Raw genomic sequence first — 26753 nt, forward strand, 5'->3', positions numbered from 1 at the left:
GGCATGCGATATCCTATCTGGTCGCGGTGTCTCGTGGATGTGGATATGAGACAGCTCCACAACCACGGGGGCGTGGCGGCCGGCAGGATCGAAGGAGCGGCGGACTGGTGTGACCACAGGAGCCGGTCTGGCACTGGGCTGCGGCATCGGCTGGCGGCCGGAGATCGACGCAGTGATCGCCGAGCTGCCTGAGATCGGCTTCGTCGAGGTGATCGCGGAGAACGTCGACCCGGACCGCCTTCCCCCGGGCCTGGTTGAGCTGCGTGCACGTGGCGTCCCGGTGATCCCGCACGGCGTCTCGCTGAACCTGGGCGGCGCGGACCGTCCCGAGCGACCGCGTCTGGCCCGGCTGGCCGCTGTCGCCGAGGCACTCGGTGCACCGCTGGTCAGCGAGCACATGGCCTTCTGCCGGGTCGGGGCGCTGGACAGCGGGCACCTGCTTCCGGTGCCGCGGACCCGCGAGGCACTGGCGGTGATCGTCCGGAACGTGCGGGCCGCCCGGGCGGCACTGCCGGTGCCCCTGGCGCTGGAGAACGTCGCCCCGCTGCTCGGCTGGCCCGACGACGAGCTCACCGAGGGCCAGTTCGTCGGCGAGCTCGTCGAGCGGGCGGATGTCGGACTGCTGCTCGATGTGGCGAACCTGCACACCGCCCGCGTGAACCTCGGGCTGGCCGACCCCCTCCGGGAGCTCGACGAGCTGCCCCTGGAGCGACTCGCGTACGTCCATGTCGCCGGCGGGGTCCTGCGGCACGGGTTGTGGCATGACACCCACACCCATCCGCTCGCCGGGCCCGTCCTGGACCTCCTGGCCGCGGCCGCGTCGCGCGTGGACCTTCCCGGATTCCTGCTCGAGCGCGACGGTGCCTACCCGTCCGCCGCCGGACTGGCGGCCGAGCTGGCCCAGATCCGCGCCACCGTGGCGTCCGCGAGCCCGCCCACCGTCGGCTCGCCCTCCCCGAGCCGACTCTCCCCGGACCGCCCGCCCGTGGACCGGCCATCCCCGGACCGAGCGATGACGGCCGCGGCCGCGCCGGCTCTGTCGTCCGGCGGGCGGGCTCTGTCGTCCGGCGGGCGGGCGTCCCGGCGTCCCGGCCGGGACAGCTGGGCGGGCTGGGGGAGAGCGGCACTGGGACGGAGCACGCCCGGCGGCGAGGGTGACCGCAGGAAGCTTGGGAGAGCCCAGCGAGCGCTGCTGGCAGCCCTCGTCGCGGGGGCGCCGCTCCCCGCCGGATTCGACGCGGACCGGGTCGAGGCCCAGGCCGCGGCGCTGGTCGAGAAGCGGTTGTGGGGGGTAGCCCACCGCCTGCCCGACCTGGTCGACCAGCTCGACGGGCGCTTCCCCCACCTGTTCCGGGACTACGCCGCCGGAACGCCACGGCCGCCGGGCGGCTTGCTGGCCGACGCCAGGGCCTTCGCCGCCTTCGCGGCACGCCATCTCGGTCCCGGCGGCGCGGCGGTACCCGGCCGCCGGGTCTGAACGTCCGGCTACGGGCGGTCGAGCTACCGGGCGGTCGGGCTGCTCAGAAGGCTGCCGGGGCGGTGAACCCGGCGAGGGCGGCGGCCGCCGCCGCCGCTTCGGCGGGGTCCAGTGCGGCCCAGAAGTCCGCCCCGGGCGCGGCTTCGGTGAACCTGCGGCGACCACCGTCCCAGGCCGCGTCGTAGGCCAGCTGCCAGGAGTGCAGGAACGTGCGGGTGACGGGGGCCCGCTCGAACAGCGGGTCGCCCTCGATGGGGTGCCCGATCCAGGCAAGATGGACCCGGATCTGGTGCCGGCGGCCGCTGACCGGGCGCGCCATGAGCAGCGTGTGCCGGTCGCCCTGCCACACACGGGCGATACGGGTGATGGACGGATAGGTCCTGACGTGCGGAAACGTCTTGGCCGCGGGAACCGTCCACAGCATGCCGCCTCCGCCTCCCCCTCCGCCGCCAACGTCGTCGTCGGAGGCGCTGCCGCCTCCGCCGTCGGGAGCGGAGGGGCCGGCGCCGGCGGGCAGGGCGACGATGTCGGCACGGTTGGCCGCGATGCGCACCCGGTTCTTGCGGCCCACGCTGAGCGGGAGGTCGATGGTGGCTGTCTCGGGGACCCCTCGGGTACGGGTCAGCGCAAGGTAGGCCTTCTCCACGGTGCGGCGGTTGAACTGCCGGGTGAGGTCGCCGTGGAAGCGCAGCTCCCTGGCGAACAGGACGACTCCGGAGGTCACCTTGTCGATCCGGTGCGCCGGGAAGAGCTCCTCGCCGGCAGCCCGAGCCATGGTGACGAGGTCGGTGTCGTGCCGTTCGCCCATGACGGACACACCGACTGGTTTGTCCAGGGCGAGGACCGCCTCGTCCTCGAAGATCCGCCGTTCCTCGCGGACTCTTGTCCACTCCGTCACGAGACCGCCCATCCCCACCGTGTCGATGCTCACAATTCAAGTATTCGCCACGCGGCAGGCGGAGGAACGGGAACCTCCGGGAAGGAGAGGGTCTGTTCTGACCTGCGTGGGCGACCTCGAGGTTTCCGACGTGTTTCAGGTGCTCGGCTGCGCGCGCCCCGCACCCGACTGTGTCGGTGCCGGGCCCGACATCTGGCTGACAGTGCGCAAGCCGATGTCGGAAACCGTCGAGGATTCGTGTAATAAGCCCAGTAGCAGCTAGTTTGCCCGTAGCGGCAGAAGGGACCATCATGACTGCCGGCTCCCGCCAGCCAGACCATTCGTCACATTCCGTGACCGCGTTGCGTGTGTCCGGGCTGACCGCCTCGATGCCCAGCCACACCCTGGCGCCGGCCCCGGGGGGCGAGGGCGGCGCGCGTGCCGCCCGGTCCGGTGGTGTGGTGGGGGTCGCGGGCGCGGTGGCGGGCGAGGCACCCGTTGCGGCGAACGGCGCGGCGAACGGTGGCGGTGCCCCGGGCCGCGCGGGCCACGGCGGCGCCGCCCCCACCGACGTGGTGGCCCAGCCGGAGCCCGTCGACTGGTGGAAGGCCACCGAGAACGGCAACGGGGGCCCGCCGATGGCCCGGCCCCGGGCCGCCGCCGGGGCGCTCTTCTTCGACGAGGAGGGCCGGGTGCTGCTGGTCGAACCGTCCTACAAGCCCGGCTGGGACATTCCCGGTGGCTTCATCGAACCCGGTGAGTCGCCGTACGCGGCCTGTGTCCGCGAGGTGGAGGAGGAGATCGGCATCGTCCCGCCGATCGGGCCGCTGCTGGTCGTGGACTGGGCGTCCGACGGGCGGGTCGGCGACATGCTGCTCTTCGTCTTCGACGGCGGGCTGCTGCCGACGGCCTGGCGGGACCGCATCCGCCTCGATATGAACGAGATCATCAACTGCGCGTTCACGCCGTTGTCCGAGGTCGGGGAGGTGCTTCCCGTTCTGCACGCGCGCCGCGTGCGCGCGGCGGCCGGGCTGCGCGGTCAGCACCACGGCGCCGGCTATCTCGAGCACGGCTACCTGGTGCCCGCCGAATCCCCGCCACCCGCCGGGCCGGCCGGGGCGGTCGCCCCGCCCGCGGCGGCCCGCTCCGGCACCGCGGATTCCCACCCGAACGGCGGCTGATCCTGCCTACAGTCCGACGACGGACCTTCCCCACTTCCGGAACAGGCACGATGAGAAGACCTCGCGCCGCCGTGCTCACGGCGTGCCTGCTCGCAGCCCTGCTGGCGGGTGCCCTGCTCGCGGCCTGCGACCCGCGCACCACAGGCACCACGGGCGGCGCGGGCGGCCTCGGCGGCAGCAGCGGCAGCGGCGCTGGCGCGGATGCCGGCGTCCCGGTCACCGCGGTGCGGCTGCAGCTGCAGTGGTTCACCCAGGCCCAGTTCGCCGGCTACATCGCCGCCCGGGACAAGGGCTTCTACGCGGACGTCGGCCTGGCCGTGGAGATTCTCGAGGGCGGCACCGAGATCGTGCCGCAGGAGGTCCTTGCGCAGGGGAGGGCGGACTTCGCGATCGCCTGGGTACCCAAGGCTCTCGCCGCGCGGGAGCAGGGCGCGCGGATCACCGATGTCGGCCAGATCTTCCAGCGCTCGGGGACGTGGCAGGTGAGCTTCGCCGACGCGGGCATCCGCCAACCGGCGGACCTGCGCGGCCGGCGGGTCGGGACCTGGGGCTTCGGCAACGAGTTCGAGCTGTTCGCCGGTATGGCCGGAGCAGGGCTCGACCCGGGCGCGGACACGACCCTTGTCCAGCAGGAGTTCGACGTCACAGCGCTGTTGTCCGGCGAGATCGACGCCGCCGCCGCGATGAGCTACAACGAGTACGCCCAGATCCTCGAGGCGGAGAACCCTCGCACCGGCAGGCTCTACACCTCCGAGGACCTCGCCGTCATCGACTGGAACGACGTCGGCACCGCCATGCTGCAGGACGCCATCTGGGCTTCCACCCCGAGGCTGGAGAGCGACCCGGCCTACCGGCGGACGACCACCCGGTTCCTGGAGGCCTCCCTGCGGGGCTGGGCGTACTGCCGGGACAACGCGCGGGAGTGCCGTGATCTGGTGGTAGCGGCCGGTTCGCAGCTCGGCGCCAGCCACCAGCTCTGGCAGATGAACGAGGTCAACAAGCTCATCTGGCCGTCCCCGCAGGGCATCGGCGTGATCGACCAGTCGTCCTGGCAGCGGACGGTCGAGATCGCCCGGGGCACCCGCAACGCCGACGGGCGGGCCGTCCTGCGCGCCGACCCGGCCGGGCCCGCCTACACCAACGAGTTCGCCCGGGAGGCACTGGCGAACCTGCGGGCGGCGGACGTCGACGTCACCGGCGAGAGCTTCGAACCGATCGAGGTGACGCCGAGCCCCGGCGGCGCCTGAGCCTCAGCTCAGGTCACCAGCCGGCGGGACGCGGCCAGGCGGGTCCCCGCACGCGTCAGCCAGTGGCCCGGCCGGGCGATGGCCGCCGCCCGGTCCCCCGCCAGGTCGACGAGCGCCAGGGCCTCGCTGACCATGGGCGGGACGGGCCCGTCGAGCTGGCCCGCGACCAGCAGGACGGGCACCCGTGCCGCCGCCGCCAGGTCGAGCACGCCGCCGACCACCTTGCCTCCCGTCGACGTCCGGTCGAAGCGCCCCTCGCCCGTGATCACCAGATCGGCCCGTGCCAGCGCGGCGGGCAGGGCGGCCTGCTCGGCAATGGTGCGGGCGCCGGGTACGAGCGTCGCGCCGAGCGCGGCGGCCAGCCCATAGGCGGTCCCGCCGGCCGCACCTGTCCCGGGCCGCGTGGCGAGCCCGCCGTCCGCCGCGGCGGCGCCGGGCATGAGGTCGGCGAGGCGCGCCAGTCCGGCGTCCAGCCGGGTGATCTGCTCCGGCCCGGCTCCCTTCTGCGGGCCGAAGACGGCCGCCGTTCCGGTGGGGCCGAGCAGCGGAGCGTCGACGTCGACCAGGGCCTGGAGACCATCCGGTGGCCCGGGGCGCAGCCCGCGCAGGTCGACGGCGGCCAGGTCGGCCAACGGGCCGCCACCGGGGGGCAGCGGCCGGCCGGCGGTGTCCAGGAAACGCGCACCGAGGGCCCGCAGGAGGCCGGTGCCTCCGTCGGTGGACGCCGAGCCGCCGAGCGCCACCAGGATCCTGCGGGCGCCCTCGTCCAGCGCCGCGCCGATCAGCTCGCCGAGGCCGGTGGTGTGCGCGCCGAGCGGGTCCGGTGCGCGCATCAGCGGCAGCCCGCTGGCCTCGGCGAGCTCGACCAGGGCAGACCCGTCCGGGAGGGTCAGCCAGGCGGCGCCGGGCACGGTGCGCCCGTCCGGCCCGGTCACGTCGCGCCGCTGCCGGCGTGCGCCGGGGACGGCGGCGGCGAACACGTCGAGGGTGCCCTCCCCGCCGTCGGCGATCGGGATCGTCACCACGGTGTCGTCCGGGCGGGTCGCGGACCAGCCGCTGGCCAGGGCAGCCGCCGCGTCGGTGGCCGGGATCGACCCCTTGAACGAGTCGGGCGCGATCACGACCCGCAGCGGACGCCCGGAGGTCGTGGGCGTCGGCGGCGAGGCTGCGGGGACGGACATGGGACTCCCTTCCGTGACGGCAGACCGACCCCGACCCGACTTCGGGCCCGGCCGTGTACCTGGACCTGTAACGGGACCTGGCGTGGCGCCTGCCGGTGTCGCGACGAGGGCTGGTGGCGATCTCCCTCACTGTGCCGCATCGCCCGCCGACGGCGCTGGCAGGGGATCCGGCGCGCGTGGTCAGATGCATACTCCAGGCGGCATCCCGGTGACGGGTGCCCGAGACCCGGTGGTTCTGGAGGCGACGTGACGGATGCCAGCACGACGGGCGCCGATGACCACCGGCATGTGTTCCACTCGTGGTCCGCTCAGGGGAGCCATCGCCCGCTGGTGGTGGCCGGTGCCGAGGGAAGCTGGTTCTGGGACGAGCACGGCCGGCGTTACCTCGACTTCGCCTCGCAGCTGGTCTACGCCAACATCGGCCACCAGCATCCCGCGGTGGTCGAGGCGGTCGTGGCCCAGGCCCGCGATCTGGTGACGATCGCGCCGTTTCACGCGCACGCCGTCCGCTCGGAGGCGGCGCGCCTCATCGCCGACCGGGCTCCTGGTGATCTCGACCGGGTCTTCTTCACCAACGGCGGCGCCGAGGCGACCGAGAACGCGTTGCGGATGGCCCGGCTCGCCACCGGCCGACACAAGATCCTCACCGCGTACCGGTCGTACCACGGGGCCACCGCCGGCGCGATCACGCTGACCGGGGAGCCGCGGCGCTGGCCCAGCGAACCCGGGATTCCCGGCGTCGTCCGTTTCTTCGGGCCCTACCTGTACCGCTCGTCGTTCCACGCCGCGAACGCCCGCGAGGAAGGCGAGCGCGCGCTGGCGCACCTCGCCGAGGTGATCGAGCTGGAAGGCCCGGGAACCATCGCTGCGATCATGATCGAGCCGGTTGTCGGGACGAACGGCATCCTGGTGCCTCCGGACGGATATCTCGCCGGTGTCCGCGAACTGTGTACCGCCCACGGCATCGTTTTCATCGCCGACGAGGTGATGTCCGGGTTCGGGCGCTGCGGGGAATGGTTCGCCGTCGACCGCTGGAACGTCGTCCCCGACCTGGTCTGCTTCGCCAAGGGCGTCAACTCGGGCTATGCACCGCTCGGTGGTGTCATCCTCGCCCCGCACATCGCGGAGAGGTTCGCACGGCAGCCCTATCAGGGCGGGCTCACCTATTCAGGTCACCTGCTTGGCTGCGCGGCGGCGGTGGCGTCCATCGGCGCTTTCGAGGCGGAGGGGATCCTGGCCCGGACCCGGCAGCTGGGCGAGGAGGTCATCGGACCGGAACTGGCCGCGCTCGCGCGGCGGCACCCGTGCGTGGGCGAGGTGCGCGGGCTCGGTGCCTTCTGGGCGCTGGAACTCGTCCGCGACCGCGGCACGCGCGAGCCGCTCGTCCCGTTCAACGCGGCCGGGCCGGACGCGCGGCCGATGACGGCCCTCACCGAGGCCTGCCGGCAACGTGGGCTCTGGCCGTTCATCCAGTCCAACCGGGTCCATATCGCGCCGCCCTGTACGACGACCGCGGAGGAGATCAGGCTCGGTCTGGCGATTCTGGACGAGGCGCTGACCGCGGCGGACAGCCACCAGGCCGGATAGGCCACCAGGCCGGACAGGCGGGACAGCCCCCAGGAGGGGAACCCGCTCCCGGAACCACGACGCCCGGCTCGCGGGCCCTGACGGGCAGGGGAGCGAGCCGGGCGGTGGGCAGCTGAACAGCGCCGAGGGAGGCTGGCCGGCCGAGGCCGGCCAGCCGGTGGATCAGTGGGTGCGCTCGGTCTCGGTGGACCCGTGTGGCTGCTGGGGCACCTCGTCGGAGAGCCCGAGGGGGAGCGCCTCCGGGTCGACCTCGGGGAGGTCGTCCGCGGACTCGACCGACAGGTGCGGAATCACCCGGTCGAGGCTGCGGGGCAGCCACCAGTTCGCCCGGCCGAAAAGGTGCATGAGTGCCGGCACCAGAACCGTGCGGATGACGAAGGCGTCGATGGCGATGGCGAGGGCGAGCCCCAGCCCGAACAGTTTGATGACCCGCTCGTCGCCGAGAATGAACGACGCGAACACCAGGGTCATGATGGCGCCGGCGGCGGACACGACCCGGCCGGTCTCCGCCTGGCCGAGCGAGACCGCGATGCGGTTGTCGCGGCGGGCGACCCATTCCTCGTGCATGCGGCTGACGAGGAAGACCTCGTAGTCCATGGAAAGGCCGAAGAGGATCGCGAACAGCATCACCGGGAGGAATGCCTCGATCGGCCCCGGGCTGATACCGAAGACATCCGAGAGCCAGCCCCACTGGAACACCGCGACAACGGCGCCGAACGCCGCGCCGACGGCCAGCAGGTTCATCAGTGAGGCCGTGAGGGGAATCAGCAGGCTGCGGAACACGGCGACCAGCAGGATGAACGCGAGCGCGACGACGATTCCGATGAACAGCGGCAGCTTGTCGGCCAGGACCGCTGCGAAGTCCTCGAAGGTCGCTGTGCCACCGCCCACGTAGACCGGCGCCGCACCGGCGGTCGCCCGTGGGATGACGTCGTCACGCAGCCTCTCGAGGAGCTCCGCGGTCTCCGGCGCCTGCGGGCTGGAGGACGGGTAGAGCGTGGCGATCGCGGCCCGGCCGTTCGGGCTCTCCCTCGGCGGGGTCACCGAGGCGACGCCCTCGGTGTCTCTCGTGGCCTCGATGGTCCGCTCGAACGTCTGCAGGTCCGCCGGGCCCGAGATCTCGGTGGCGAGGATGAACGGGCCGTTGAACCCGGGCCCGAAGCCCTCGGCGAGCAGCTCGTAGCCTCGCTTGGTGCTCTTGCTGTCCGAGCCGTTGCCGAGGTCGGACGATCCCAGCCGCAGGGAGAAGAAGGGGATCGCGATCACGGCGATCGCCGCGGCGCTCACCACGGCCAGGATCGCCGGGCGCCGTTCGACCCCCTTGGCCCACCGCCACCAGAAGCCGGACGGCTGCTCGGGCTCGGGCCCGTTGGCGTCGATCCGGCGGCGCTCGCGGCGGCTGAGCACCTTGCGCCCGTAGAAGCCGAGCAGGGCGGGCAGCAGCGTCACCGAGGCCAGCATGGTCATCGCCACCGCCAGGGCGGCGGAGAGCGCGACCCCGTAGAGGAAGGTGACACCCAGGGCGAACAGGCCCAGCAGTGCGATGCAGACCGTCATTCCGGCGAAGATCACGGCGCGGCCGGAGGTGTTGACCGCGTTGACGGCGGCGTCCTCGGGCGAGCGACCGGCACGCAGGCCGATGCGGTGGCGGTTCACGATGAACAGGGCGTAGTCGATGCCGACACCCAGCCCGATGAGGGTCGCCAGCATCGTGCTGAACTCGGCGACCGAGGTCAGGTGCGACACCTGGACGGTGAGGCTGAGCCCGACCCCGAGCGCGGCCAGCGCGGTGATCAGCGGGAGGGTGACCGCGAGCAGGGACCCGAACGCCAGGAACAGAATGACGGCCGCGGCCACGATGCCGATGAGCTCGCTCGCGCCCTGCTCGGCCTGCTCGGTGACGGCGGCGACCTGTCCCGTCGCCTCGACCTGCAGCGCGTCGCGGTCGTAGGAGCGCGCGGTGTCGACCACGTGCTCGATGTCGGACACGGCGAGCTCGTTGCCGGGCAGGTCGAGCGCGACGGTCGCGAACGCGGTGGTGCCGGCCTGGTTGATCTGGCCTTCGCCCTGCGGGCTGAACGGCCCGATGACCTCGGTGACGTGCGGCAGCTCGGCGAGCTCGTCCACCATGTCCGTGATCTGTGTCCGGAGCGTGGCGTCGGTCAGCGTGCCGGAGCGGGCGTGGAGGACGATCGACGCGCTGTCGCCGGACTGGGCGGGGAAGTCACGTTCGAGGAGGTCGATCGCCCTCTGGGAGTCGGTGCCCGGCAGCGAGAACGTGTCCTTGTAGTCCTCGCCGGTGACCCGGCCGAGAACTGTCAGGCCGACAAGAGCCGCTACCCACACGAACAGGACGAGCCAGCGGTGCTGGAAGCACCAGCGCGCGAGCTTTGCCATGATCTCCCCTCGGAGGTTCTGGAAGGCCGATGCGTCACTGTCCGTGACTCGGTAACGGCCCTTGCTGATCGACGGTGGTCCCGGTGGGCGCCGTGCACGTACTCTACTTACCGATCGGTCGGTAAGTGGAGTCAGGGTAACATTCGCGCCTGACCCGTCCTCTGGGGGTGAGAACTGGTGGTCGCCGGACGCTCGCGTTCGCAGGGAGTCGACACCCGCACGCGGATCCTCACGGCCGCCGTGGAGCTCTTCGTGGAACGAGGGTATGCGGGTACGTCGGTGCGTGACATCTCCGAACGACTCGGAGTGACGAAGGCCGCGCTCTACTACCACTTCTCGTCCAAGGAGATGATTCTCGACGCGTTGATTTCGCCCTTCGAGTCAGGGTTCGCGCAGTTGGTCGAGTTGGCTCGGTGTGACCCTCCGCCGCCGCCGCAGACGATCCTCACCGCGCTGGTGAGACTGCTGGCCGAGACCGGGGTGGTGCTCTGCGCGTTCGCGAATGATCCCTCGGTGCTGCATCACCGGATCGGCAAGGACGACATCCTTTCCCAGCAGGAGGCGATCATCGGGGCGCTGGCCGGCCCGCGACCCACCCCGGCCCGGCTCCTGCGGGCCCGCTGTGCGGTGGGATGTGTGCAGAGCGGCGTCATGGGCAGTGCGATGCAACAGCTGCGCAGCCGCGGCGGCGTAGCCGGCGACGGGCCCGCCCCCGATCCTGTCGCGGCGGCCGGGAACGGCCCCGCGGCCACGGACAGCACGTCGAGCGCGGCGGATGGTGCCGCGGGGGCATCGGTGCGTGGCGTGGGGACAACGCCGAGCGGCCCGGCGGGTCCGGGCGCGCATGGCGGTCCGGCGGGGTGGGCCGTGGAGAAGGGGGGTACGCGGCCGGTCGCGGGTGCCACCACCACTGGCGTGGGGAGTCCGACAGGCATTCGGGTCCTGACCGGATTTACTGGAGACGGCGGTGCGGATGGCCTGGCAGCCGCGGTGACCCGTGTCGGCGCGCTGTCACCGTTCGCGCCGCTGCTGCCCGAGGAACTTCAGCGTCTGATCGTGGAGGCCGCTCTTGCCGCGCTGGGACCAGAGCAGTCCGCGGACCCGTCCGCGGGCCGGCGCCCGTAGCGCGCGTATCGCCCGTGCCGGGCGGAGCCCGGGTGATCCGTCACGGTTGCGTGCGCGGGCGGCTCATGCTCTGGTGACGGCCGGTACTGCCGTGTTCGTCGTGGCCTGTGACGGGACCGCGAGTTCTGGCGATGTGGCGGGCCCGGCAGCGGAGCCGACGATCACCGTCCGGGTCCGCGGGGTCACGGTCGAGGCCGAGGTTGCCGACAGTGACGCGGAGCGGCGCCAAGGCCTGATGTTTCGTACCCACCTGCCCCCCGGGCAGGGAATGATCTTTGATTTCGGGGGCGAGACGACATCAGGCTTTTACATGTACCGCACCGTGCTGCCCCTTTCGATCATGTTTGTCCGGGACGGTAGGGTTGTCGGCGTGCGGGAGATGACGCCGTGTCCGGGCGACGATCCGTCGGCCTGCCCCGTCTACTACCCGGACGGGGTCTACACGCAGGCGGTGGAGGCTCCGGCACACACCTTCGCCGGTGTCGTCGTCGGCGATCCGGTGGCGATGGGTTCGGACTGACGGCAGGGTGTAGCCGATGGTCGGCAGGTTCGACAGGCGCGGTGGCTCCCGCAGGCGTGAGCTACGTCTCGATGTCCGGTAGATGTCAATGCTGTGTCATTCCGCCCAGAAAATCCGGGCGGAATTCGGCACATGCTTCGGCGAGGTGAATCCGCATCTGGTCTGCCGCTGACCTGAGGAATGTGTGGTAAGGGAGCAAGGCCCGATGTCGTCCATCTGACGATGGACGACCCGGCCTCGGGACGATGAAATGGTGGAGCCGCTCGAAGCGAGCCGGCGGTGGGCGGGAGTGCACGCTGATCCCGCCACACGTGGAACGCCGATGGTGGAGGGCGACATAAACGGAAGCAGTAGGTGACGTGATACCTGTGCCGGAACGGGACCACGGGGGGGACCGTGTGACCCGAGGTGGTGGGCTGTGAACGCTCGGCCCCGCGCGGCTGCGCGCGAGGGGAGCCAGGCCGCCGTGTCCAGCGGCGCGCGACCCGCCTCGTCGAGGGGATGGCCGCCACGCACTGCCGTGGTGACCGGAGCCAGCTCCGGCATCGGACGGGAGGCGGCCCTCCTGCTCGCTGATCAGAACTGTCGTTCGCTCCTGGTAGGGCGCAACGGTGCGGCGCTGGACGAGGTCGCCGCGGCGACCCAGGGGCATCGGATAGCCGTGGACCTCGCCGGTCCCGGCAGCGAGGTCACCGTGGCCTCCCGCGCCTCGGAACTGCTCGGCGACGTGGATCTGCTGATCTGCTCGGCGGGCCTGGGCGCGGCGGGGCCGTTCGACGTGATGCCTCCGTCCGCGATCCAGGATCTTGTCGCGGTCAACGTCCTGGCCCCGATGATGCTCGTCCGGGCCATGCTGCCGGCGATGCTCGAGCGCGGGCAGGGCCGGATCCTGCTGGTCGGCAGCATCGCGGGTGCGCTGGGCGTGCGTGGCGAGGTCGCGTACTCGGCGTCGAAGGCGGCGATGGTCGGCTTCGCCGACGCGCTGCGGTCCGAAGTCGGGGGACGTGGCATCAGCGTCACGTTGTGTTTACCGGGAGCTGTGGACACGCCCTTCTTCCACCGGCGCGGCGCACCGTACGTGCGCCGGTGGCCGCGTCCCATCCCGGCCGGTCTGGTGGCACAGCGGATGCTCACCGCCACCGGCCGAGGGGACGCAGAGGTGTGGGTTCCCCGCTGGCTGTCCGCCGCCGCGCGCGTGCATGGCGCGGCGCCGTCGCTGTACCGCCGCCTGGCCGGTGTCTTCGGATGATGTGCGCATCCGGCGGCCCCGGCCCGGGAGGTGAGTGAGCGGAGCGAACTGCTCCAGTCGCCGCCGGTGACCTTACCGGCGGCGATGGCGGATCCGGGGCGTCGCCCACGCGGTGGCGTCCCGGCCCTGCCGCTGTGAGCACCGCGACACCGATGTGAACGCCGTAACCGTAAGGCCGCTGTGAACACCGCAACGCCCTGCCTCTGACCACGGCATGCGTCGCCCGGGCGGACCCACCGCCGCCCCGGGCACGCGCTGTGCCGGGCCCCGACCGACCAGGCCGGGGTGACCCGGTCACGTTACCGAGACCGGGCCAGCCTGCCGGGATCGACCGGCATCCGGCCTGACCGGCGGCGGCCCTGCCAGCACACCCTCCGGCCAGTGGTGGCGGCCCCGGCGATCGGGCCCGCACGATGGCCGGAGCCACCGCGGGTCGGGGAGACATCGCGGTCGGCACGCACGGCGGTGGGCCGGCACGAACGACGCACACGACGCACACCGCACCGCGCACCCGGAGCGCAGACCGCCACGTAAGGAGAGGCGTATGACCGCAATCGACGCCCGAACCGGCCCACCGCGTCCGTCTGCCCCCCTCGGCGTGACCGATCTCAGCACGCCTGCCGAGCAGGTTCTGCTGGCCGCGACCGCCGAGAACTTCCCGGTCGCCTCGCGGCTGCTCCCGGCGCGGCTCCGCGAGCACCTGAACGCGATCTACGTCTTCGGGCGGCTCGTCGACGACATCGGCGACGAGGCCCCCGGTGACCGCCTCGCCCTGCTTGACGAGCTCGGCGCCGATCTCGAGCTGATCTGGTCGGGGGGCGAGCCGAAGCTGCCCGTGCACCAGACGCTGGCCCGGACTGTGCGGGCCTGTGACCTGCCCGCCGAGCCGTTCCGCCGGCTGGTGGAGGCCAACCGCCAGGACCAGGTGGTCACCCGGTACGACACCTATGACGATCTTGTTCGCTACTGCACCCTGTCGGCCGACCCGATCGGGCGCATGGTGCTCGGCGTGTTCGGGCTGGCGACGCCGGCGCGGATCGCGCTGTCCGACCGGATCTGTACCGCCCTGCAGCTGGCCGAGCACTTCCAGGACGTCGCCGAGGACCTGGCCATGGGCCGGATCTACGTGCCCCTGGAGGACATGGAGGCCTTCGGGGTGACCGAGGCCGATCTGGCCGCGCCGGTCGCCTCGCCCGCGGTCCGCCACCTGATGGCCTTCGAGGTGGCCCGGGCCCGGGCCCTGCTCGACCAGGGAGCTCCGCTGGTGGGCCTGGTGGGTGGCCGGCTGCGGCTGGCGATGGCCGGTTTCGTCGGCGGCGGGCGGGCCGCGCTGGACGCGATCCGGCGTGCCGACTACGACATGCTCGGCGGGACGCCCAAGGCTCCCAAGTCGCGGGTCGCAGCCTTTGCCGCAGTCGCGCTGGCACAGACCTGGCTGCCCGGAGCCGGCGCCGCCGCCCGGGCCGCGGGTACCGCCGCCACGAGCATTCCCCCGACGGGCGCCACGACCACCGCCCCGACGGGTGCCACGAACACCGCCCCGACGGGCGCCACCACCGGCGCCGCCGGGGCGCCTGCCGGAACCGACGTCCACAGCGCGGAGGGTGCCAGATGAGCGCGGGTGTGCCGGGCAGCTCGACGGTCGCCGAGGCGTACGCCTCCTGCGAGGCTCTGACCAGGGAGGCCGCGCGGAACTTCAGCTACGGCATCCGGCTGCTGCCGGCGGAGAAACGGGGCGCGCTGTCCGCGGTCTACGCCCTTGCCCGCCGGCTCGACGACATCGGGGACGGCGATCTGCCGGACGACGAGAAGCTCGCCGGTCTGGAGCAGGTCCGCGCCGACGTCCGTGCGCTGGATCCGAACAGCTCCGACCCGGTGATGGTGGCGCTGGCGGACACCGCCCGGCGCTTCCCGATCCCGATGGAGGCGTTCATCGAGCTCGCCGACGGGTGCGAGAGCGACGTCCGGGGCGCCACCTACGAGACCTTCGAGGACCTGGTCGGCTACTGCCGGCTGGTCGCGGGCACGATCGGGCGGCTCTCGCTGGGCATCTTCGGGGTGGACGGCTCGGCCGGCGACGCCCGCTCGGCCGAGATCGCCGACGCGCTCGGTGTCGCGCTGCAGCAGACGAACATCCTGCGGGACGTCCGTGAGGACCTGCTCAACGGGCGGACGTACCTGCCGTCGACGGAGCTGGAGAAGGCCGGCGTCATCCTTTCGGTGAACGCGGCCGGGCGCCTCGGCGGCCCGGAGGAGGCGCTCGTCGACTACCTGCGTGACTGCGCCGCCCGCGCTGACGAGTGGTACACCCGCGGCCTGGCCCTGCTGGGACTGCTGGACCGGCGCAGCGCCGCCTGCTGCGGCGCGATGGCGGGTATCTACCTGCGTCTGAACCGGCGCATCCGGCAGGACCCGACCGCGGTCCTCGAGCGCCGGCTTTCGCTGCCGGGCTGGGAGAAGGCCGTCGTGGCGGCCCGCAGCCTCGCCGGCAGATCGGAGTCCAGGGCGGCATGAGCGCACGGGGGGACACACGTACTCGGGGCAGCGGGACCGCCCCCGGCGGCCGGGGGAGGGTCGTCGTCATCGGCGGGGGACTCGCGGGCATCGCCGCGGCGCTCGTCGCCGCGGACGAGGGCGCCGAGCCGGTGCTGCTGGAGGCGCGCCCGCGCCTCGGCGGCCAGACGACGTCGTTCCAGCGCTCGTTCCAGGGCGGCTCGCTGTGGATCGACACCGGCCAGCACGTCTTCATGCGGTGCTGCACCGCCTACCGCGGGCTGCTCGCCCGCCTCGGCGTGACGCACCTGACCACCCTGCAGCCCAGGCTCGACGTCGAGGTACTGCTCGCGGACTCGCTGACCCGGACCCGGCTGCGCCGGACCCGGCTGCCGCTGCCCGCGCCGCTGCATCTGGCGCCGGCACTGCTGGGCTACCGCGCGCTGCCGCTCGTCGACCGGCTGCGGGCGGCGCTGGCCGCGTTCCAGATCGGTCGGCTGGACCAGCGCGACCCGAACGTCGACGGCGACTCCTTCGGCGGCTGGCTCGAGCGGCACGGCCAGAGCGCCGCCGCCACCGAGGCGCTGTGGGAGCTGCTCACCGTCGCCACCATCAACGCCCCGGCGTCCGAGGCCTCGCTCGGCCTGGCCGCCAAGGTGGTCCGCACCGGCCTGCTGGACGGGGCCGATGCGGGTGACCTGGGCTGGCCCGAGGCGCCGTTGCAGGAGCTCCACGGTGACGCGGCCGTGCGGGCGCTGACCGCCGCGGGTGGCACGGTCCGGACCGGCACCAAGGCCAGGGCCATCGTCCGGACGTCCACTGGCTGGGAGGTCACCCTCGACGGGGGAGAGGTCCTCACCGCCGACGGTGTCGTGCTCGCGGTGCAGCCGCCGGCCGCCGCCAGCCTGCTGCCGGAGGGTTCCGGGGTCGACCCGGCGAAACTGCGCGCGCTGGGTGTCTCACCCATCATCAACGTGCACATGATCTACGACCGGCCGGTGCTGGACGGGCCGATGCTCGCCGTGGTGGGCTCACCCGTTCAGTGGATCTTCGACCGGACGGTCTCCTCCGGGTTGGCGAAGGTGGGGCCGCCCGGAGCGCAGTACCTCGCGCTGTCGCAGTCGGCGGCCGAGGAATGGGTCGACCAGCCCGCCAACAGCCTGCGGGCGCTGTTCGTCGACGAGATGCGCCGGCTGTTCCCCGCGGCCAGGGACGCCGAGCTGCTCGAGGTGTTCGTGACCAGGGAACGCACCGCGACCTTCCGCCAGGCGCCCGGCTCGCTCGGGTTGCGGCCGGTTCAGGCGACCGGTCTGCCCGGGTTCGCGCTGGCCGGCACCTGGACGGACACCGGGTGGCCAGCAACCATGGAAGGTGCTGTGCGTAGCGGGATTGCTGCTGCCCGTGAGACGCTCGCCACCATGGGGGTATCCGGGAGCACGCTGTCAACGACTGATGGCGGTCCGCCTGGGAAGCTCGGAGAGTCGCTCGGCGGCCTGCCGATCCAGTCGGCGGCGAGCCAGCCAGCGCCGAGCCAGCCAGCACCGAGCCAGCCGTCGGCGGGCCAGCCGGCGGCGGCCCAGTCGTCGGCGGGCCAGCCAGCACCGGCCCAGTCGTCGGCGGGCCAGCCGGCGGCGGCGCGGCCAGTGTCGGCCCAGACAGTGACCACCCAGACAGAGACGTCCAAGTCCACGGGGGGATTCCCGGTATGACCACAACGGTTCCGGAAGCGATCGAGCGCGGGCGCGACCTGACGGTGCCCGCCTTGCGCGCCACGGTGGACCGGCTCCACCCCCGGCTGCGCCACGTCGTCGCCTACCACCGCGGCTGGGTTGACGCGGCGGGTGAGCCCCTCTCCGGCAGCGGCGGCAAGCTCGTCCGGCCGGCGCTCGCCCTGCTGTCGGCGCAGGCCGCCGGCGCCCCGGCCGAGGTCGGGCTGCCCGCCGCCGTCGCCGTCGAGCTGGTGCACGACTTCTCGCTGCTGCACGACGACCTGATGGACGGCGACACCGAGCGCCGCCACCGGGCGACCGCCTGGACGGTCTTCGGTGCCGACGGCGCCATCCTCGCCGGCGACGCGCTGCTCGGTCTGGCCACCCAGGTCCTGCTCGAGGTCGAGGGCGAGCCGGGCCGCCGCGCCGCGGTGATCCTCGGCGCCGGCGTCCAGGACCTCGTCCGCGGGCAGGCCGAGGACCTGCTGTTCGAGAGCCGCTCGGACGTCTCGGTCGCGGAGACCCTGCACATGGAGGACGGCAAGACCGGCGCGCTGCTGGCCTGCTCCGCCTCCCTCGGCGCGGTCCTCGCCGGCGCCCCCGACGCGGTCGTGGACGGGCTCGCCGAGTACGGCTCCCGGCTGGGCACAGCCTTCCAGCTCATCGACGACCTTCTCGGTATCTGGGGCGATCCGGCGGTGACCGGGAAGCCCGTGCTCAACGACCTGCGTTCCCGGAAGAAGTCGGTGCCGGTGGTCGTGGCCCTGGAGGCCGGCGGCGCCGACGCCGACGAGCTGCGGGCCTTCCTCACCGGCGAGGGTGAGGCGTCCGAGGCCGAGCTGGCGCGGATCGCCGCGCTCATCGAGCAGGCCGGCGGGCGCGACTGGACCACCGCCGAGGCGGACCGGCAGCTCAAGGCGTGCGAGAACGCGCTGCGGTCGATCTCGATCCCGGCGTCGGCCGAGGCCGAGCTGCTGGCGATGGCGCGGTTCGTGACCGAACGAGATCGCTGAGGGGGAGCGAGGTGGCAGTACCCGCCCGCCGGCCTCCCGGCGGTCATCAGCACCACCTGAACCTGCATCTGTATGACGAGGGGAGTCGTCGATGAGCCTGACTTCGGACCAGTCCTCGGCTGCCCCGACGGCCGCGCATCCGAGCCCGCAGGTTCCGGCCCCGTCGGGGGCGGCACCGGTCGAGGGCACCACAGCGTTCGAGGCCGGCGCCGCGGTGCTGACCGGTGTACCGCAGCCACAGCCCCACCCGCACGCACAGCCCCACCCGCCCGCGCACCCGCCTGCACAGCCACACCCGCCCGCACAGCCACACCCGCATGCGCACCCGGCCTCCGCCACGGCCTCCGCCACGGCGACCGCGGCTCCTGCGCCGCCCGCCCCGGTGGCGCCGCCGGCTGTCACCCACGCCGACCCGGTGGTCGACACCCTGTGGCGTGGGCGTGACCACCTGCTCGCCCTGCAGGCCGAGGACGGCTGGTGGAAGGGGGAGCTGGAGACCAACGTCACGATGGACGCCGAGGATCTCATGCTCCGGCAGTTCCTCGGCATCCTCTCGCCGGAGGCGGCGGCGGAGACCGGCCGGTGGATCCGCTCCCAGCAGCAGTCCGACGGTGGCTGGGCGACGTTCTACGGCGGCCCGTCCGACATCTCGACGACCATCGAGGCCTACGTCGCGCTCCGGCTCGCCGGTGACGATCCGCAGGCCCCGCACATGCGGTCCGCCGCCGAGTGGGTGCGGTCCGCGGGCGGGATCGCCGCCGCCCGGGTCTTCACCCGGATCTGGCTGGCGCTGTTCGGCGAGTGGCCCTGGGAGGACGTCCCGGTTCTGCCCGCGGAGCTGTCGTTCCTGCCGCCGTGGTTCCCGCTGAACATCTACGACTTCGCCTGCTGGGCCCGCCAGACCGTGGTGGCGCTGACGATCGTCGGCTCGCTGCGACCGGTCCGCTCGTTCGGCTTCACCCTGGACGAGCTGCGGGTTCCCGCGCCGAAGCCGCAGAAGTCCCCGCTGCGCAGCTGGGCGGGCGCGTTCGAGCGGCTCGACACGGTGCTGCACCGTTATGAGAAGCGCCCGTTCCAGCCGCTGCGCCGGCTCGCGCTGCGCCGCGCCGCCGAGTGGGTGATCGCCCGGCAGGAGGCGGACGGCTGCTGGGGCGGCATCCAGCCGCCGATGGTCTACTCGATCATGGCTCTGCACCTCATGGGCTACCCGCTCAACCACCCGGTGATCTCGCAGGCGTTCCGCGCCCTCGACCGGTTCACGATCCGGGAGCAGACACCGGACGGGATGGTGCGCCGGATCGAGGCCTGCCAGTCGCCGGTGTGGGACACCGCGCTCGCGGTCGTCGCGCTGTCGGACGCGGGCCTGGGCGGCGATCACCCGGCGATGGTCCGGGCCGGCCAGTGGCTCGCCGACGAGGAGGTGCGGGTCGCCGGTGACTGGGCGGTGCGCCGCCCCACCCTGGCGCCGGGCGGCTGGGCGTTCGAGTTCGACAACGACTTCTACCCGGACGTCGACGACACCGCCGAGGTGGTCATCGCCATCCACCGCCTGCTCGGTGACGGGCACGGCCCGGTGGACCACTCCGACGGCTCCGGCCCCGGCTCGGCGGTGGCAGCGGCGGCGGCAGCCGTGTCGTCGGCCGCCGGCGCGGGCACGATCGCCGCGGCGGACCCGGGGCTCGCGCGCCAGCTGCGCGCCGCCGCCGAGCGGGGCGTCGACTGGTCGGTCGGCATGCGGTCGTCCAGCGGTGCGTGGGGCGCCTTCGACGCCGACAACGTCCGCACCCTGGTGACGAAGATCCCGTTCTGTGACTTCGGTGAGGTCGTCGACCCGCCGTCGGCGGACGTCACCGCACACATGGTCGAGATGCTCGCGCTGCTCGGCCGGTCGGATCACCCGATCACCCAGCGGGCGGTCCGGTGGTTGCTGGACAACCAGGAGGCGGGCGGTTCGTGGTTCGGCCGCTGGGGCGTCAACCACGTGTACGGCACGGGCGCGGTGGTGCCCGCGCTGATCTCCGCGGGGGTCAGCGCCCGGCACCCGGCGATCCTCTCCGCCCTGCACTGGCTCGTCGAGCACCAGACGGCGGATGGCGGCTGGGGCGAGGACCTGCGTTCCTACCGCGACGACGCCTGGATCGGCCGCGGTGAGCCGACCGCCTCGCAGACGGCCTGGGCACTGCTGGCGCTGCTGGCCGCCGAACCGGAGCGGGGGAGCATGGAGTGGGAGTCGATCGAACGCGGCGTGCGGTGGCTGTGTGACACGCAGCGGCCGGACGGCACCTGGGACGAGCCCCAGTTCACCGGAACCGGCTTCCCCTGGGACTTCTCCATCAACTACCACCTGTACCGGCTGGTCTTCCCGGTGACGGCCCTCGGTCGGTATGCGAGCCTCACCGGCAGGTCGTTCCGATGAGCATCCCGGCAGCAGACAACGGAGGGGCGGCCGAGCACGGTGGCCCGCCCTCCTCGGTACCGCGCGACGGTGCGACGGCCACCGGTCCTGCGGCGGGTACAGCCGCCGTCAGCACGGGCCCGCGCGCCTCGATCCCCGAGCAGGCCGGCGCCGTCCCGCCGGCCGGTGGGCCGTCACGCGCCGGCAGCGCCTCGCCGCTGGCGCTGGCCCGCTGGGCCGGCGGCGCCACCCGACCGGGCGCGGTCCCGGTCCAGGTGGCGGACGCCGGCGCCCGGCCGGCCGCGATGACCGGTCTGACCGGCCTGAGCGGGACCAGGGGCTCGTCGGTCCAGCCGGCTCCCCGCTCCCCGCGGCTCGTGGTCGCGGCGGCGCTGCGTCTCGAGGCCTTCGCGATCGGCCGCGCGGACCTGCCGCCCGGCACCGTGTTCGTGCGCACCGGGATGGGGCCTGACCGGGCCCACCGGGCGAACCGGGCGGTGCGGGAGGCGCGGCCGGACGCGCTGGCGATCGTCGGCCTCGCGGGCGGGCTGTCGCCCGAGACCCGGCCCGGCGACATCGTTGTCGCCAGTGAGCTGCGGCTGGCCGACGGCACGGTGGTCACCACCTGCCCGACCGCCCCGTTGCTCGCCGGTGAGCTGCGGCGGGCCGGCCTGCGGGTGCACGTCGGCCCGATGGTCTCGGTCGCCAAGGTCGCGACCGGCGCCGCCCGGGCCGAACTGGCCGCCACCGGCGCCATCGCGGTGGACATGGAGTCCGCCGCCCTCGCGCCCGGCGCGGGCAACCGGCCGCTGGCCGCCGTCCGGGTCATCGTGGACACCTCCGAGGAACCGCTCGGGCGGCTGGACCTGATTCGGCGCGGCGTCACCAGCCTGCGCACGATCAGCACACTCGGCCCGGCCCTCCGTACCTGGGTGGAGACGGTGAGCAACCGCCGCCTGCTGCTCGCCGAGCCCCGTGCGTTCTGTGCCGGGGTCGAGCGGGCCATCGAGGTGGTGGAGCGCGCGCTGGAGATCCACGGTGCGCCGGTCTACGTGCGTAAGCAGATCGTGCACAACACCCACGTCGTCGCCGATCTGGCGAGCCGCGGCGCGGTCTTCGTCGAGGAACTGGACGAGGTCCCGCCCGGCGCGACCGTGGTCTTCTCCGCGCACGGTGTGGCCCCCTCGGTCTGGGACCAGGCTGGCGGCCGCGGGCTGGACGTCATTGACGCCACCTGCCCGCTGGTGGAGAAGGTGCACGCCGAGGCCCGGCGCTTCACCGCGCGGGGTGACACGGTGCTGCTCATCGGCCACTCCGGCCACGAGGAGGTCGAGGGCACGCTCGGCGAGGCCCCTGGCCAGATCCAGCTGGTCGAGTCACCCGAGGCGGTCAAGGACCTCGCGGTCAGCGACCCCGACCGGATCACCTACCTCATGCAGACCACGCTGGCCGTGGACGAGGCGGAAGAGGTGGTGGACGCGCTGCGCGACCGCTTCCCGGCCGTCGTCGGCCCGGGCTCGGCCGACATCTGCTACGCCACCTCCAACCGGCAGAACGCGGTGCGCCGGGTCGCGGCCGAGGCCGATCTCGTCCTCGTCGTCGGCTCGGAGAACAGCTCGAACTCGCGCCGGCTGGTGGAGGTCAGCGAACGCGAGGGGGCCGCGGCCTACCTCGTGGAGAGCGTCAGCGACGTCCAGCTCGAGTGGCTCCGGGACGCGCGGACGATCGGTATCTCCGCGGGCGCGTCGGCCCCGCCCCTGCTGGTCGAGGAACTCACAGCAGCGCTGTCGGGGCTCGGCTCGGCGTCGGTGGCGGTCCGTTCGGTGGGGACGGAGTCCATCTCCTTCCATCTGCCGAAGGAAGTCCGCCGGCCGTTGTCAGAACGGAAGTAAGACGGCGCGCGGGCGTTCTCGTCCCGCGCGTCCCCTCCCCGTTCCCGCCGGTGCCGCCTGTGGCACCGCCCCGGTGGCGCCGGTTGTCGCACCGTCGGCGGCCCGGGCTCGGCTTCGAGCCCGGGCCGCCGACGTGTTCCCGCCCGTTCGTGGAAAAGGTGCCGGACCGGGCCGCTGTCGCGAATATGTCAGCCGCCCGATTGGCCGTTCCACACCCGCCCGGCCCTGAATCGCGCAGGGTGACGAACGTGATTCAGAACGCCCGATCATGACTACCGGCGGTAACGTTCCCGCCGTCCCGGGTTCTCCGAAGGCAGGCCCGGCGGGCCCCACGGTATTGACACAGTGGTCCCGTGCGGCTGCGGCAGCTTTTGACCTCGATGTGTGCCAGAACTCATTCTCTGATCGACATGCAGGCTGTACGTACAGGCTGTATGGTCGTTCCACAGACCTGGGTCGCCCCGTGAAGCGGCCGATGAAAGGGGGGCGTGAGCTGTGGCTGTCGCCTGGCGGTACTCACTCCGCGTTGGAACGTATCTGGCGAAGCAGAAGCTGCTCCGCCGGAAGCACTTCCCGCTCGTCCTGGAGCTCGAGCCACTGTTCGCCTGCAACCTGTCCTGCACGGGTTGTGGCAAGATCCAGCACCCCGCATCCGTCCTGAAGCAGCGCATGAGCGTCGAGGACGCGCTTGCCGCCGTCGAGGAGTGCGGTGCTCCGGTCGTCGCCATCGCCGGTGGCGAGCCGCTGATGCACCCGCAGATCCACGAGATCGTCAACGCCCTCGTGAAGCGCAAGAAGTTCGTCATCCTCTGCACCAACGGGCTGCTGCTCCGTAAGAAGCTGAAGAACTTCACTCCGTCGCCCTACTTCACCTTCATCCTGCACATCGACGGGTTGAAGGAGCGCCACGACGCCATCGTCGAGAAGCCTGGCACGTTCGACGAGTGCATCGAGGCCTTCCGGGCCGCGAAGGCAGCCGGTTTCCAGGTCGGCAGCAACTCGACGTTCTTCAACAACGACAGTCCGCAGGACGTCATCGACGTCATCAACTTCCTGAACGACGACCTGAAGGTCGACCAGATCCAGCTCTCGCCGGGCTACGCCTACGAGAAGGCTCCTGACCAGGAGCACTTCCTCGCGGTCGAGGAGACCCGGCAGATGTTCGCCAAGGTGTTCGGCGACGGCCGGCGCAAGCGGTGGCGTCTCAACCACTCGCCGGTCTTCCTGGACTTCCTGGAAGGCAAGAAGGAACTCTCCTGCACCGCCTGGGGGATTCCGAGCTACTCCCTGTTCGGGTGGCAGAAGCCCTGCTACCTGATGTCCGACGGCTACACGACGTCCTACAAGGAGCTCGTCGAGACGACGGACTGGGACTCCTACGGCCGGGGCAAGGACCCGCGCTGCGCCAACTGCATGGCGCACTGCGGGTACGAGACCTCTGCCGTGCTGGCCACCATGGGTTCGCTGAAGGAGTCGATCCGGGCTGCCCGGATGGGCGCCTGAGCTCCCTGAGTTCCTCAGCTCGCTGAGTCAGTTCCACGCGCACCACCACTGACGCCGCTCCGACCCGTTGGGTCGGGGCGGCGTTGGTGCGTTCCGGGCATGGCCCGTTCTGGCTGGGCAGCCTCCCGGGGGAGGTGTCCGGGGGCTCTGCCCGCCGCCGTTCAGGAGCTGCCGGAGCATGCGCCTGAACGGCGGCGGGCAGAGCCCGTGCTGTGGGGCTGTGGTCCGTGCCGTGATGTCGGTGGTCGGTCCGGTCGATGGATGGGTGCGGTAGGAGGTGCTGGCCGGCCTGGTGGGCCGGTCAGACACCGTCGGACGGGCGGGGAGCACCGGCACTGACCGCCGGCTGGTCGGCCAGGTCGCCGCCGCGACGGCCGAGGCCGCGCAGCAGGCGGTCCAGCACGATGCCGACGTCGGTGCGGGCCCGGTCGGGATCCGCCGCGCGTGCGGTGTAGAGGCTGGCCTCGGCCAGCAGCGCGGCGACGAGCCGGGTCAGCGGAGCGACCGGCAGCGGGTCGATGCGTCCTTCGGCGACGGCCCGCTCGAGCCACTCCGACAGCAACCGGTAGCCGTGCTGCTCGACGAGCTGGTCCCAGGCGTCGTTGCCGAGGACAGCCGGGCCGTCGATGAGGACGATGCGCTGGAAGTCGCTGTCGGTCGTGGAGATGTCGAGCAGCGACTGGAAGCCGGTGCGCAGCTGCGTCCAGGCGTCGCTCGGCAGCTCGGCGCCGCGGGCGAGCTCGCCTGCGACGAGCTGCTCGGCGACCTCCGTCGCGACCTGTTCCATCACCGTTCGGAACAGGTCCGCCTTGTCCCGGAAGTGGTGGTACAGCGCTCCTCGGGTGACCCGCGCGTCCGCGACGATCTCTTCGGTGCCGGTGGCGGCATAGCCCTGTTCGGCGAACCTGCGCCGTGCCGCGGCCAGCAGTACCTGACGGGTATCGGCCGTCTGTTCGGGCCGACGGCTGCGTGTCACCCCTTGATTATGGTGCAGGTTCGGCAGACGCACCGGCGGTCGTCCGCCAGGCGGTCAGTTCCACATTCTCGTCGCGATCGTCCCTGGTCCGGGCGGGGGCGGTGCGTTTCGTCATTACACGTTCGGAGGTCGTGCCCCCCGCCGACGTCTTCAGCGGGATTTCGGGGATGAACAGGATCGCGAGCAGTGCGAGCAGGGCGAGCGGCGCACTGGCGAGGAAGACGTCGGCCACGCCCATCCCGTAGGCATGGTGCACGACCTCGGCGACCGGGCCGGGCAGCGCAGACGGGTCGGGCACGGAGCGTCCGTCCCCGAGAGCGTCGGCGGGCAGGCCACTGGCGCGCAGCCCGGAGACGGTGGCACCGCTCACGCGGTTGCCGAGCAGCGCACCGAGAGCGGCGACGCCGGTCGAGCCGCCGAGGCTGCGGAAGAACGCGACGGTGGAGCTGGCCGTACCCAGATCCTCGGTCGAGGCCGAGTTCTGGGCGGCGAGGACGAGGTTCTGCTGGGTGGTCCCCAGCCCGGCTCCCAGCACGCAGGCGAACAACGACACCACGACCAGGCTGGTCCGGTCGGTGACCATGCTGAGCAGGCCGAGCCCGGTGCCAATCATGATCGTGCCCAGGATCAGGATGTGCTTCCACCGGCCGGTCCGGGAGATGAACCGCCCCGAGGCCATCGAGGCGATCGCCAGACCGGTCACCATCGGGATGGTGAGCACTCCGGACAAGGTCGGGCTCTCGCCCCGTCCCAGCTGGTAGTACTGGCTGAACAGCAGGTTCGCGCTGAACATGACGGTGCCGACGCAGCCGCTGGCGATGATGGTCAGCACGATGGTGCGGTTGCGGAACAGGCGCAGCGGCACGATCGGCTCGCGGGCCCGCGCCTCCACGGCGACCGCGACGGCGAGCAGGCCCAGCCCGATCCCGAGCAGCATCGCGGACTCACCCGACATCCAGCCGAAGCTGTCACCGGCCAGGGACGTCCAGATCAGCACGCAGCTCACGCCGGCGGCGATCAGGGTCGCGCCCAGGTAGTCGATGGAGACCTCGCGGCGTACGACCGGCAGTCGCAGGGTGCGCTGGAGCACCACGAAGGCGACCAGGGCGATCGGCAGGCCGAGGTAGAAGCAGGCACGCCAGCCCAGGCCGGGGATGTCGACGATCACGCCGCCGATCAGCGGGCCGCTGACCGTGGCGACGGCGAACGTCGCGCCGAGGTAGCCGTTGTAGCGCCCGCGCTCGCGGGGGGCGATCATCGCGGCCATCGCGATCTGGACCAGCGCGGACAGGCCGCCGACGCCGATGCCCTGCACCACGCGGAACGAGATGAGCATGCCCGTGGACGTCGCGAGGCCGGCGAGGGCGGAGCCCACGACGTAGATCCCGAGCGCGGTCTGGACGAGCACCTTGCGGTTGAACAGGTCCGCGAGCTTGCCCCAGATCGGGGTGGTCGCGGTCATCGCCAGCAGTGTGGCGGTGATCATCCAGGTGTAGCTGGTGGAGCTGCCGTGCAGATCGGCGATGATCTTCGGTAGTGCGTTCGTGACCACCGTCGACGAGATCATCGAGACGAACAGGGCCAGCAGCAGGCCGGTGAGCGCCAGCCCGGTCTCCCGCCGGGTCAGGCCGGCGGGGCTGGCGAGACGCTGGCGCTGCTCCTCGGACGTCGGCGTGCGTGGCGCCGGGGTGCGGTCGGTGCTTCCGGATGCGTGGCCGCCGGTCGGATCGGACGGCGGCGTCGTCGGGGTCGACGTGGGAAGCCTCCCTCGGTCGAAGGCCTTTGGTTGGTTGTTACAACTAAATTTTAGTCATACAGGGCCCTGCTTGGCGAGATCGTTGAGCGAAAATCACCACCGAACGGGTGTGACGTTGGGCTCCCGTAGCTCGCCTCGGGTGCTGTCTCTTAAACAAATCTCCGAGCACACGAGA

The 26753-nt window shown here is 72.3% G+C and carries 19 protein-coding genes; 14 read left to right on the top strand and 5 right to left on the bottom strand.

The window, feature by feature from the left end:
• The first annotated feature begins 109 nt into the window (after window positions 1-109).
• On the top strand, window positions 110-1477 hold the full coding sequence (locus AB1460_RS26745; RefSeq protein ID WP_368964876.1) for a DUF692 domain-containing protein: 1368 nt from the start codon (window positions 110-112) through the stop codon (window positions 1475-1477).
• Between the two features lie 43 nt (window positions 1478-1520).
• On the opposite strand, the gene AB1460_RS26750 is transcribed toward AB1460_RS26745, so the two are convergent.
• Window positions 1521-2387, bottom strand: a complete 867-nt coding sequence (locus tag AB1460_RS26750) for an RluA family pseudouridine synthase (protein ID WP_368964893.1) — start codon at window positions 2385-2387, stop codon at window positions 1521-1523.
• Between the two features lie 320 nt (window positions 2388-2707).
• On the opposite strand from AB1460_RS26750, the gene AB1460_RS26755 reads away from it, so the two are divergent.
• Together AB1460_RS26755 and AB1460_RS26760 are read left to right on the top strand one after the other, a co-directional pair.
• Window positions 2708-3535, top strand: coding sequence for an NUDIX domain-containing protein (locus AB1460_RS26755; protein ID WP_368964877.1), 828 nt, complete (start codon window positions 2708-2710; stop codon window positions 3533-3535).
• Between the two features lie 50 nt (window positions 3536-3585).
• Window positions 3586-4782 carry an ABC transporter substrate-binding protein gene (locus AB1460_RS26760; RefSeq protein ID WP_368964878.1) on the top strand — a complete coding sequence of 399 codons (1197 nt, stop codon included), beginning with the start codon at window positions 3586-3588 and terminating at the stop codon, window positions 4780-4782.
• An 8-nt stretch (window positions 4783-4790) separates the two neighbouring features.
• Here AB1460_RS26760 and AB1460_RS26765 read toward each other — a convergent pair whose 3' ends face one another.
• Window positions 4791-5963, bottom strand: coding sequence for a glycerate kinase (locus AB1460_RS26765; RefSeq protein ID WP_368964879.1), 1173 nt, complete (start codon window positions 5961-5963; stop codon window positions 4791-4793).
• Between the two features lie 246 nt (window positions 5964-6209).
• Here AB1460_RS26765 and AB1460_RS26770 point away from each other — a divergent pair, with 246 nt between their 5' ends.
• Window positions 6210-7550 carry an aspartate aminotransferase family protein gene (locus tag AB1460_RS26770; RefSeq protein ID WP_368964880.1) on the top strand — a complete coding sequence of 447 codons (1341 nt, stop codon included), beginning with the start codon at window positions 6210-6212 and terminating at the stop codon, window positions 7548-7550.
• A gap of 162 nt (window positions 7551-7712) precedes the next feature.
• On the opposite strand, the gene AB1460_RS26775 is transcribed toward AB1460_RS26770, so the two are convergent.
• A complete protein-coding gene (locus tag AB1460_RS26775; RefSeq protein ID WP_368964881.1) occupies window positions 7713-9947 on the bottom strand; it encodes an MMPL family transporter in 2235 nt (744 codons plus the stop codon).
• Window positions 9948-10124: 177 nt separating this feature from the next.
• Here AB1460_RS26775 and AB1460_RS26780 point away from each other — a divergent pair, with 177 nt between their 5' ends.
• From AB1460_RS26780 to hpnH, 10 genes are all read left to right on the top strand, one after another.
• Window positions 10125-11072, top strand: a complete 948-nt coding sequence (locus AB1460_RS26780) for a TetR/AcrR family transcriptional regulator (protein WP_368964882.1) — start codon at window positions 10125-10127, stop codon at window positions 11070-11072.
• Between the two features lie 73 nt (window positions 11073-11145).
• Window positions 11146-11592: a DUF192 domain-containing protein gene (locus AB1460_RS26785; RefSeq protein ID WP_368964883.1), complete on the top strand. Its 447-nt coding sequence runs from the start codon at window positions 11146-11148 to the stop codon at window positions 11590-11592.
• Window positions 11593-12112: 520 nt separating this feature from the next.
• On the top strand, window positions 12113-12841 hold the full coding sequence (locus AB1460_RS26790; RefSeq protein ID WP_420497377.1) for an SDR family NAD(P)-dependent oxidoreductase: 729 nt from the start codon (window positions 12113-12115) through the stop codon (window positions 12839-12841).
• A gap of 544 nt (window positions 12842-13385) precedes the next feature.
• Complete coding sequence (hpnC, locus tag AB1460_RS26795; protein WP_368964885.1) at window positions 13386-14456, top strand: squalene synthase HpnC; 1071 nt, start codon at window positions 13386-13388, stop codon at window positions 14454-14456.
• Window positions 14453-15355: a presqualene diphosphate synthase HpnD gene (gene hpnD / locus AB1460_RS26800; RefSeq protein ID WP_368964886.1), complete on the top strand. Its 903-nt coding sequence runs from the start codon at window positions 14453-14455 to the stop codon at window positions 15353-15355. Before hpnC ends, hpnD begins: the two co-directional genes overlap by 4 nt.
• On the top strand, window positions 15352-17043 hold the full coding sequence (hpnE, locus tag AB1460_RS26805) for a hydroxysqualene dehydroxylase HpnE (RefSeq protein ID WP_368964887.1): 1692 nt from the start codon (window positions 15352-15354) through the stop codon (window positions 17041-17043). The genes hpnD and hpnE overlap by 4 nt, the downstream gene beginning before the upstream one ends.
• Window positions 17040-18056 (top strand): polyprenyl synthetase family protein, encoded by a 1017-nt coding sequence (locus AB1460_RS26810; protein ID WP_368964888.1) that lies wholly within the window; start codon window positions 17040-17042, stop codon window positions 18054-18056. Before hpnE ends, AB1460_RS26810 begins: the two co-directional genes overlap by 4 nt.
• A gap of 91 nt (window positions 18057-18147) precedes the next feature.
• Complete coding sequence (locus AB1460_RS26815; RefSeq protein WP_368964889.1) at window positions 18148-20472, top strand: prenyltransferase/squalene oxidase repeat-containing protein; 2325 nt, start codon at window positions 18148-18150, stop codon at window positions 20470-20472.
• Entirely contained in the window at window positions 20469-22343 is a 1875-nt protein-coding gene (gene ispH / locus AB1460_RS26820; protein WP_368964890.1) for a 4-hydroxy-3-methylbut-2-enyl diphosphate reductase, read from the top strand. The genes AB1460_RS26815 and ispH overlap by 4 nt, the downstream gene beginning before the upstream one ends.
• Before the next feature lie 495 nt (window positions 22344-22838).
• Window positions 22839-23846, top strand: a complete 1008-nt coding sequence (hpnH, locus tag AB1460_RS26825; RefSeq protein WP_368964891.1) for an adenosyl-hopene transferase HpnH — start codon at window positions 22839-22841, stop codon at window positions 23844-23846.
• 301 nt (window positions 23847-24147) lie between these two features.
• Here the strand turns inward: hpnH and AB1460_RS26830 are convergent, their stop codons facing one another.
• Both AB1460_RS26830 and AB1460_RS26835 read right to left on the bottom strand, forming a co-directional pair.
• On the bottom strand, window positions 24148-24822 hold the full coding sequence (locus AB1460_RS26830) for a TetR/AcrR family transcriptional regulator (protein WP_368964892.1): 675 nt from the start codon (window positions 24820-24822) through the stop codon (window positions 24148-24150).
• A gap of 7 nt (window positions 24823-24829) precedes the next feature.
• Entirely contained in the window at window positions 24830-26428 is a 1599-nt protein-coding gene (locus AB1460_RS26835) for an MDR family MFS transporter (RefSeq protein ID WP_368964894.1), read from the bottom strand.
• Window positions 26429-26753 lie beyond the last annotated feature (325 nt).

The sequence above is a fragment of the Parafrankia sp. FMc2 genome, assembly GCF_041008525.1.
In the GTDB taxonomy this organism is placed as follows: domain Bacteria; phylum Actinomycetota; class Actinomycetes; order Frankiales; family Frankiaceae; genus Parafrankia.

Excerpts from the sequence above, each read along its gene's own strand:
- hpnC (WP_368964885.1), top strand. The coding sequence starts at position 13,386 with ATGACCGCAATCGACGCCCGAACCGGCCCACCGCGTCCGTCTGCCCCC.
- hpnE (WP_368964887.1), top strand. The coding sequence starts at position 15,352 with ATGAGCGCACGGGGGGACACACGTACTCGGGGCAGCGGGACCGCCCCC.
- hpnD (WP_368964886.1), top strand. The coding sequence starts at position 14,453 with ATGAGCGCGGGTGTGCCGGGCAGCTCGACGGTCGCCGAGGCGTACGCC.
- AB1460_RS26775 (WP_368964881.1), bottom strand. The coding sequence starts at position 9,947 with ATGGCAAAGCTCGCGCGCTGGTGCTTCCAGCACCGCTGGCTCGTCCTG.
- AB1460_RS26750 (WP_368964893.1), bottom strand. The coding sequence starts at position 2,387 with ATGGGCGGTCTCGTGACGGAGTGGACAAGAGTCCGCGAGGAACGGCGG.
- AB1460_RS26810 (WP_368964888.1), top strand. The coding sequence starts at position 17,040 with ATGACCACAACGGTTCCGGAAGCGATCGAGCGCGGGCGCGACCTGACG.
- AB1460_RS26760 (WP_368964878.1), top strand. The coding sequence starts at position 3,586 with ATGAGAAGACCTCGCGCCGCCGTGCTCACGGCGTGCCTGCTCGCAGCC.
- AB1460_RS26765 (WP_368964879.1), bottom strand. The coding sequence starts at position 5,963 with ATGTCCGTCCCCGCAGCCTCGCCGCCGACGCCCACGACCTCCGGGCGT.
- AB1460_RS26815 (WP_368964889.1), top strand. The coding sequence starts at position 18,148 with ATGAGCCTGACTTCGGACCAGTCCTCGGCTGCCCCGACGGCCGCGCAT.
- ispH (WP_368964890.1), top strand. The coding sequence starts at position 20,469 with ATGAGCATCCCGGCAGCAGACAACGGAGGGGCGGCCGAGCACGGTGGC.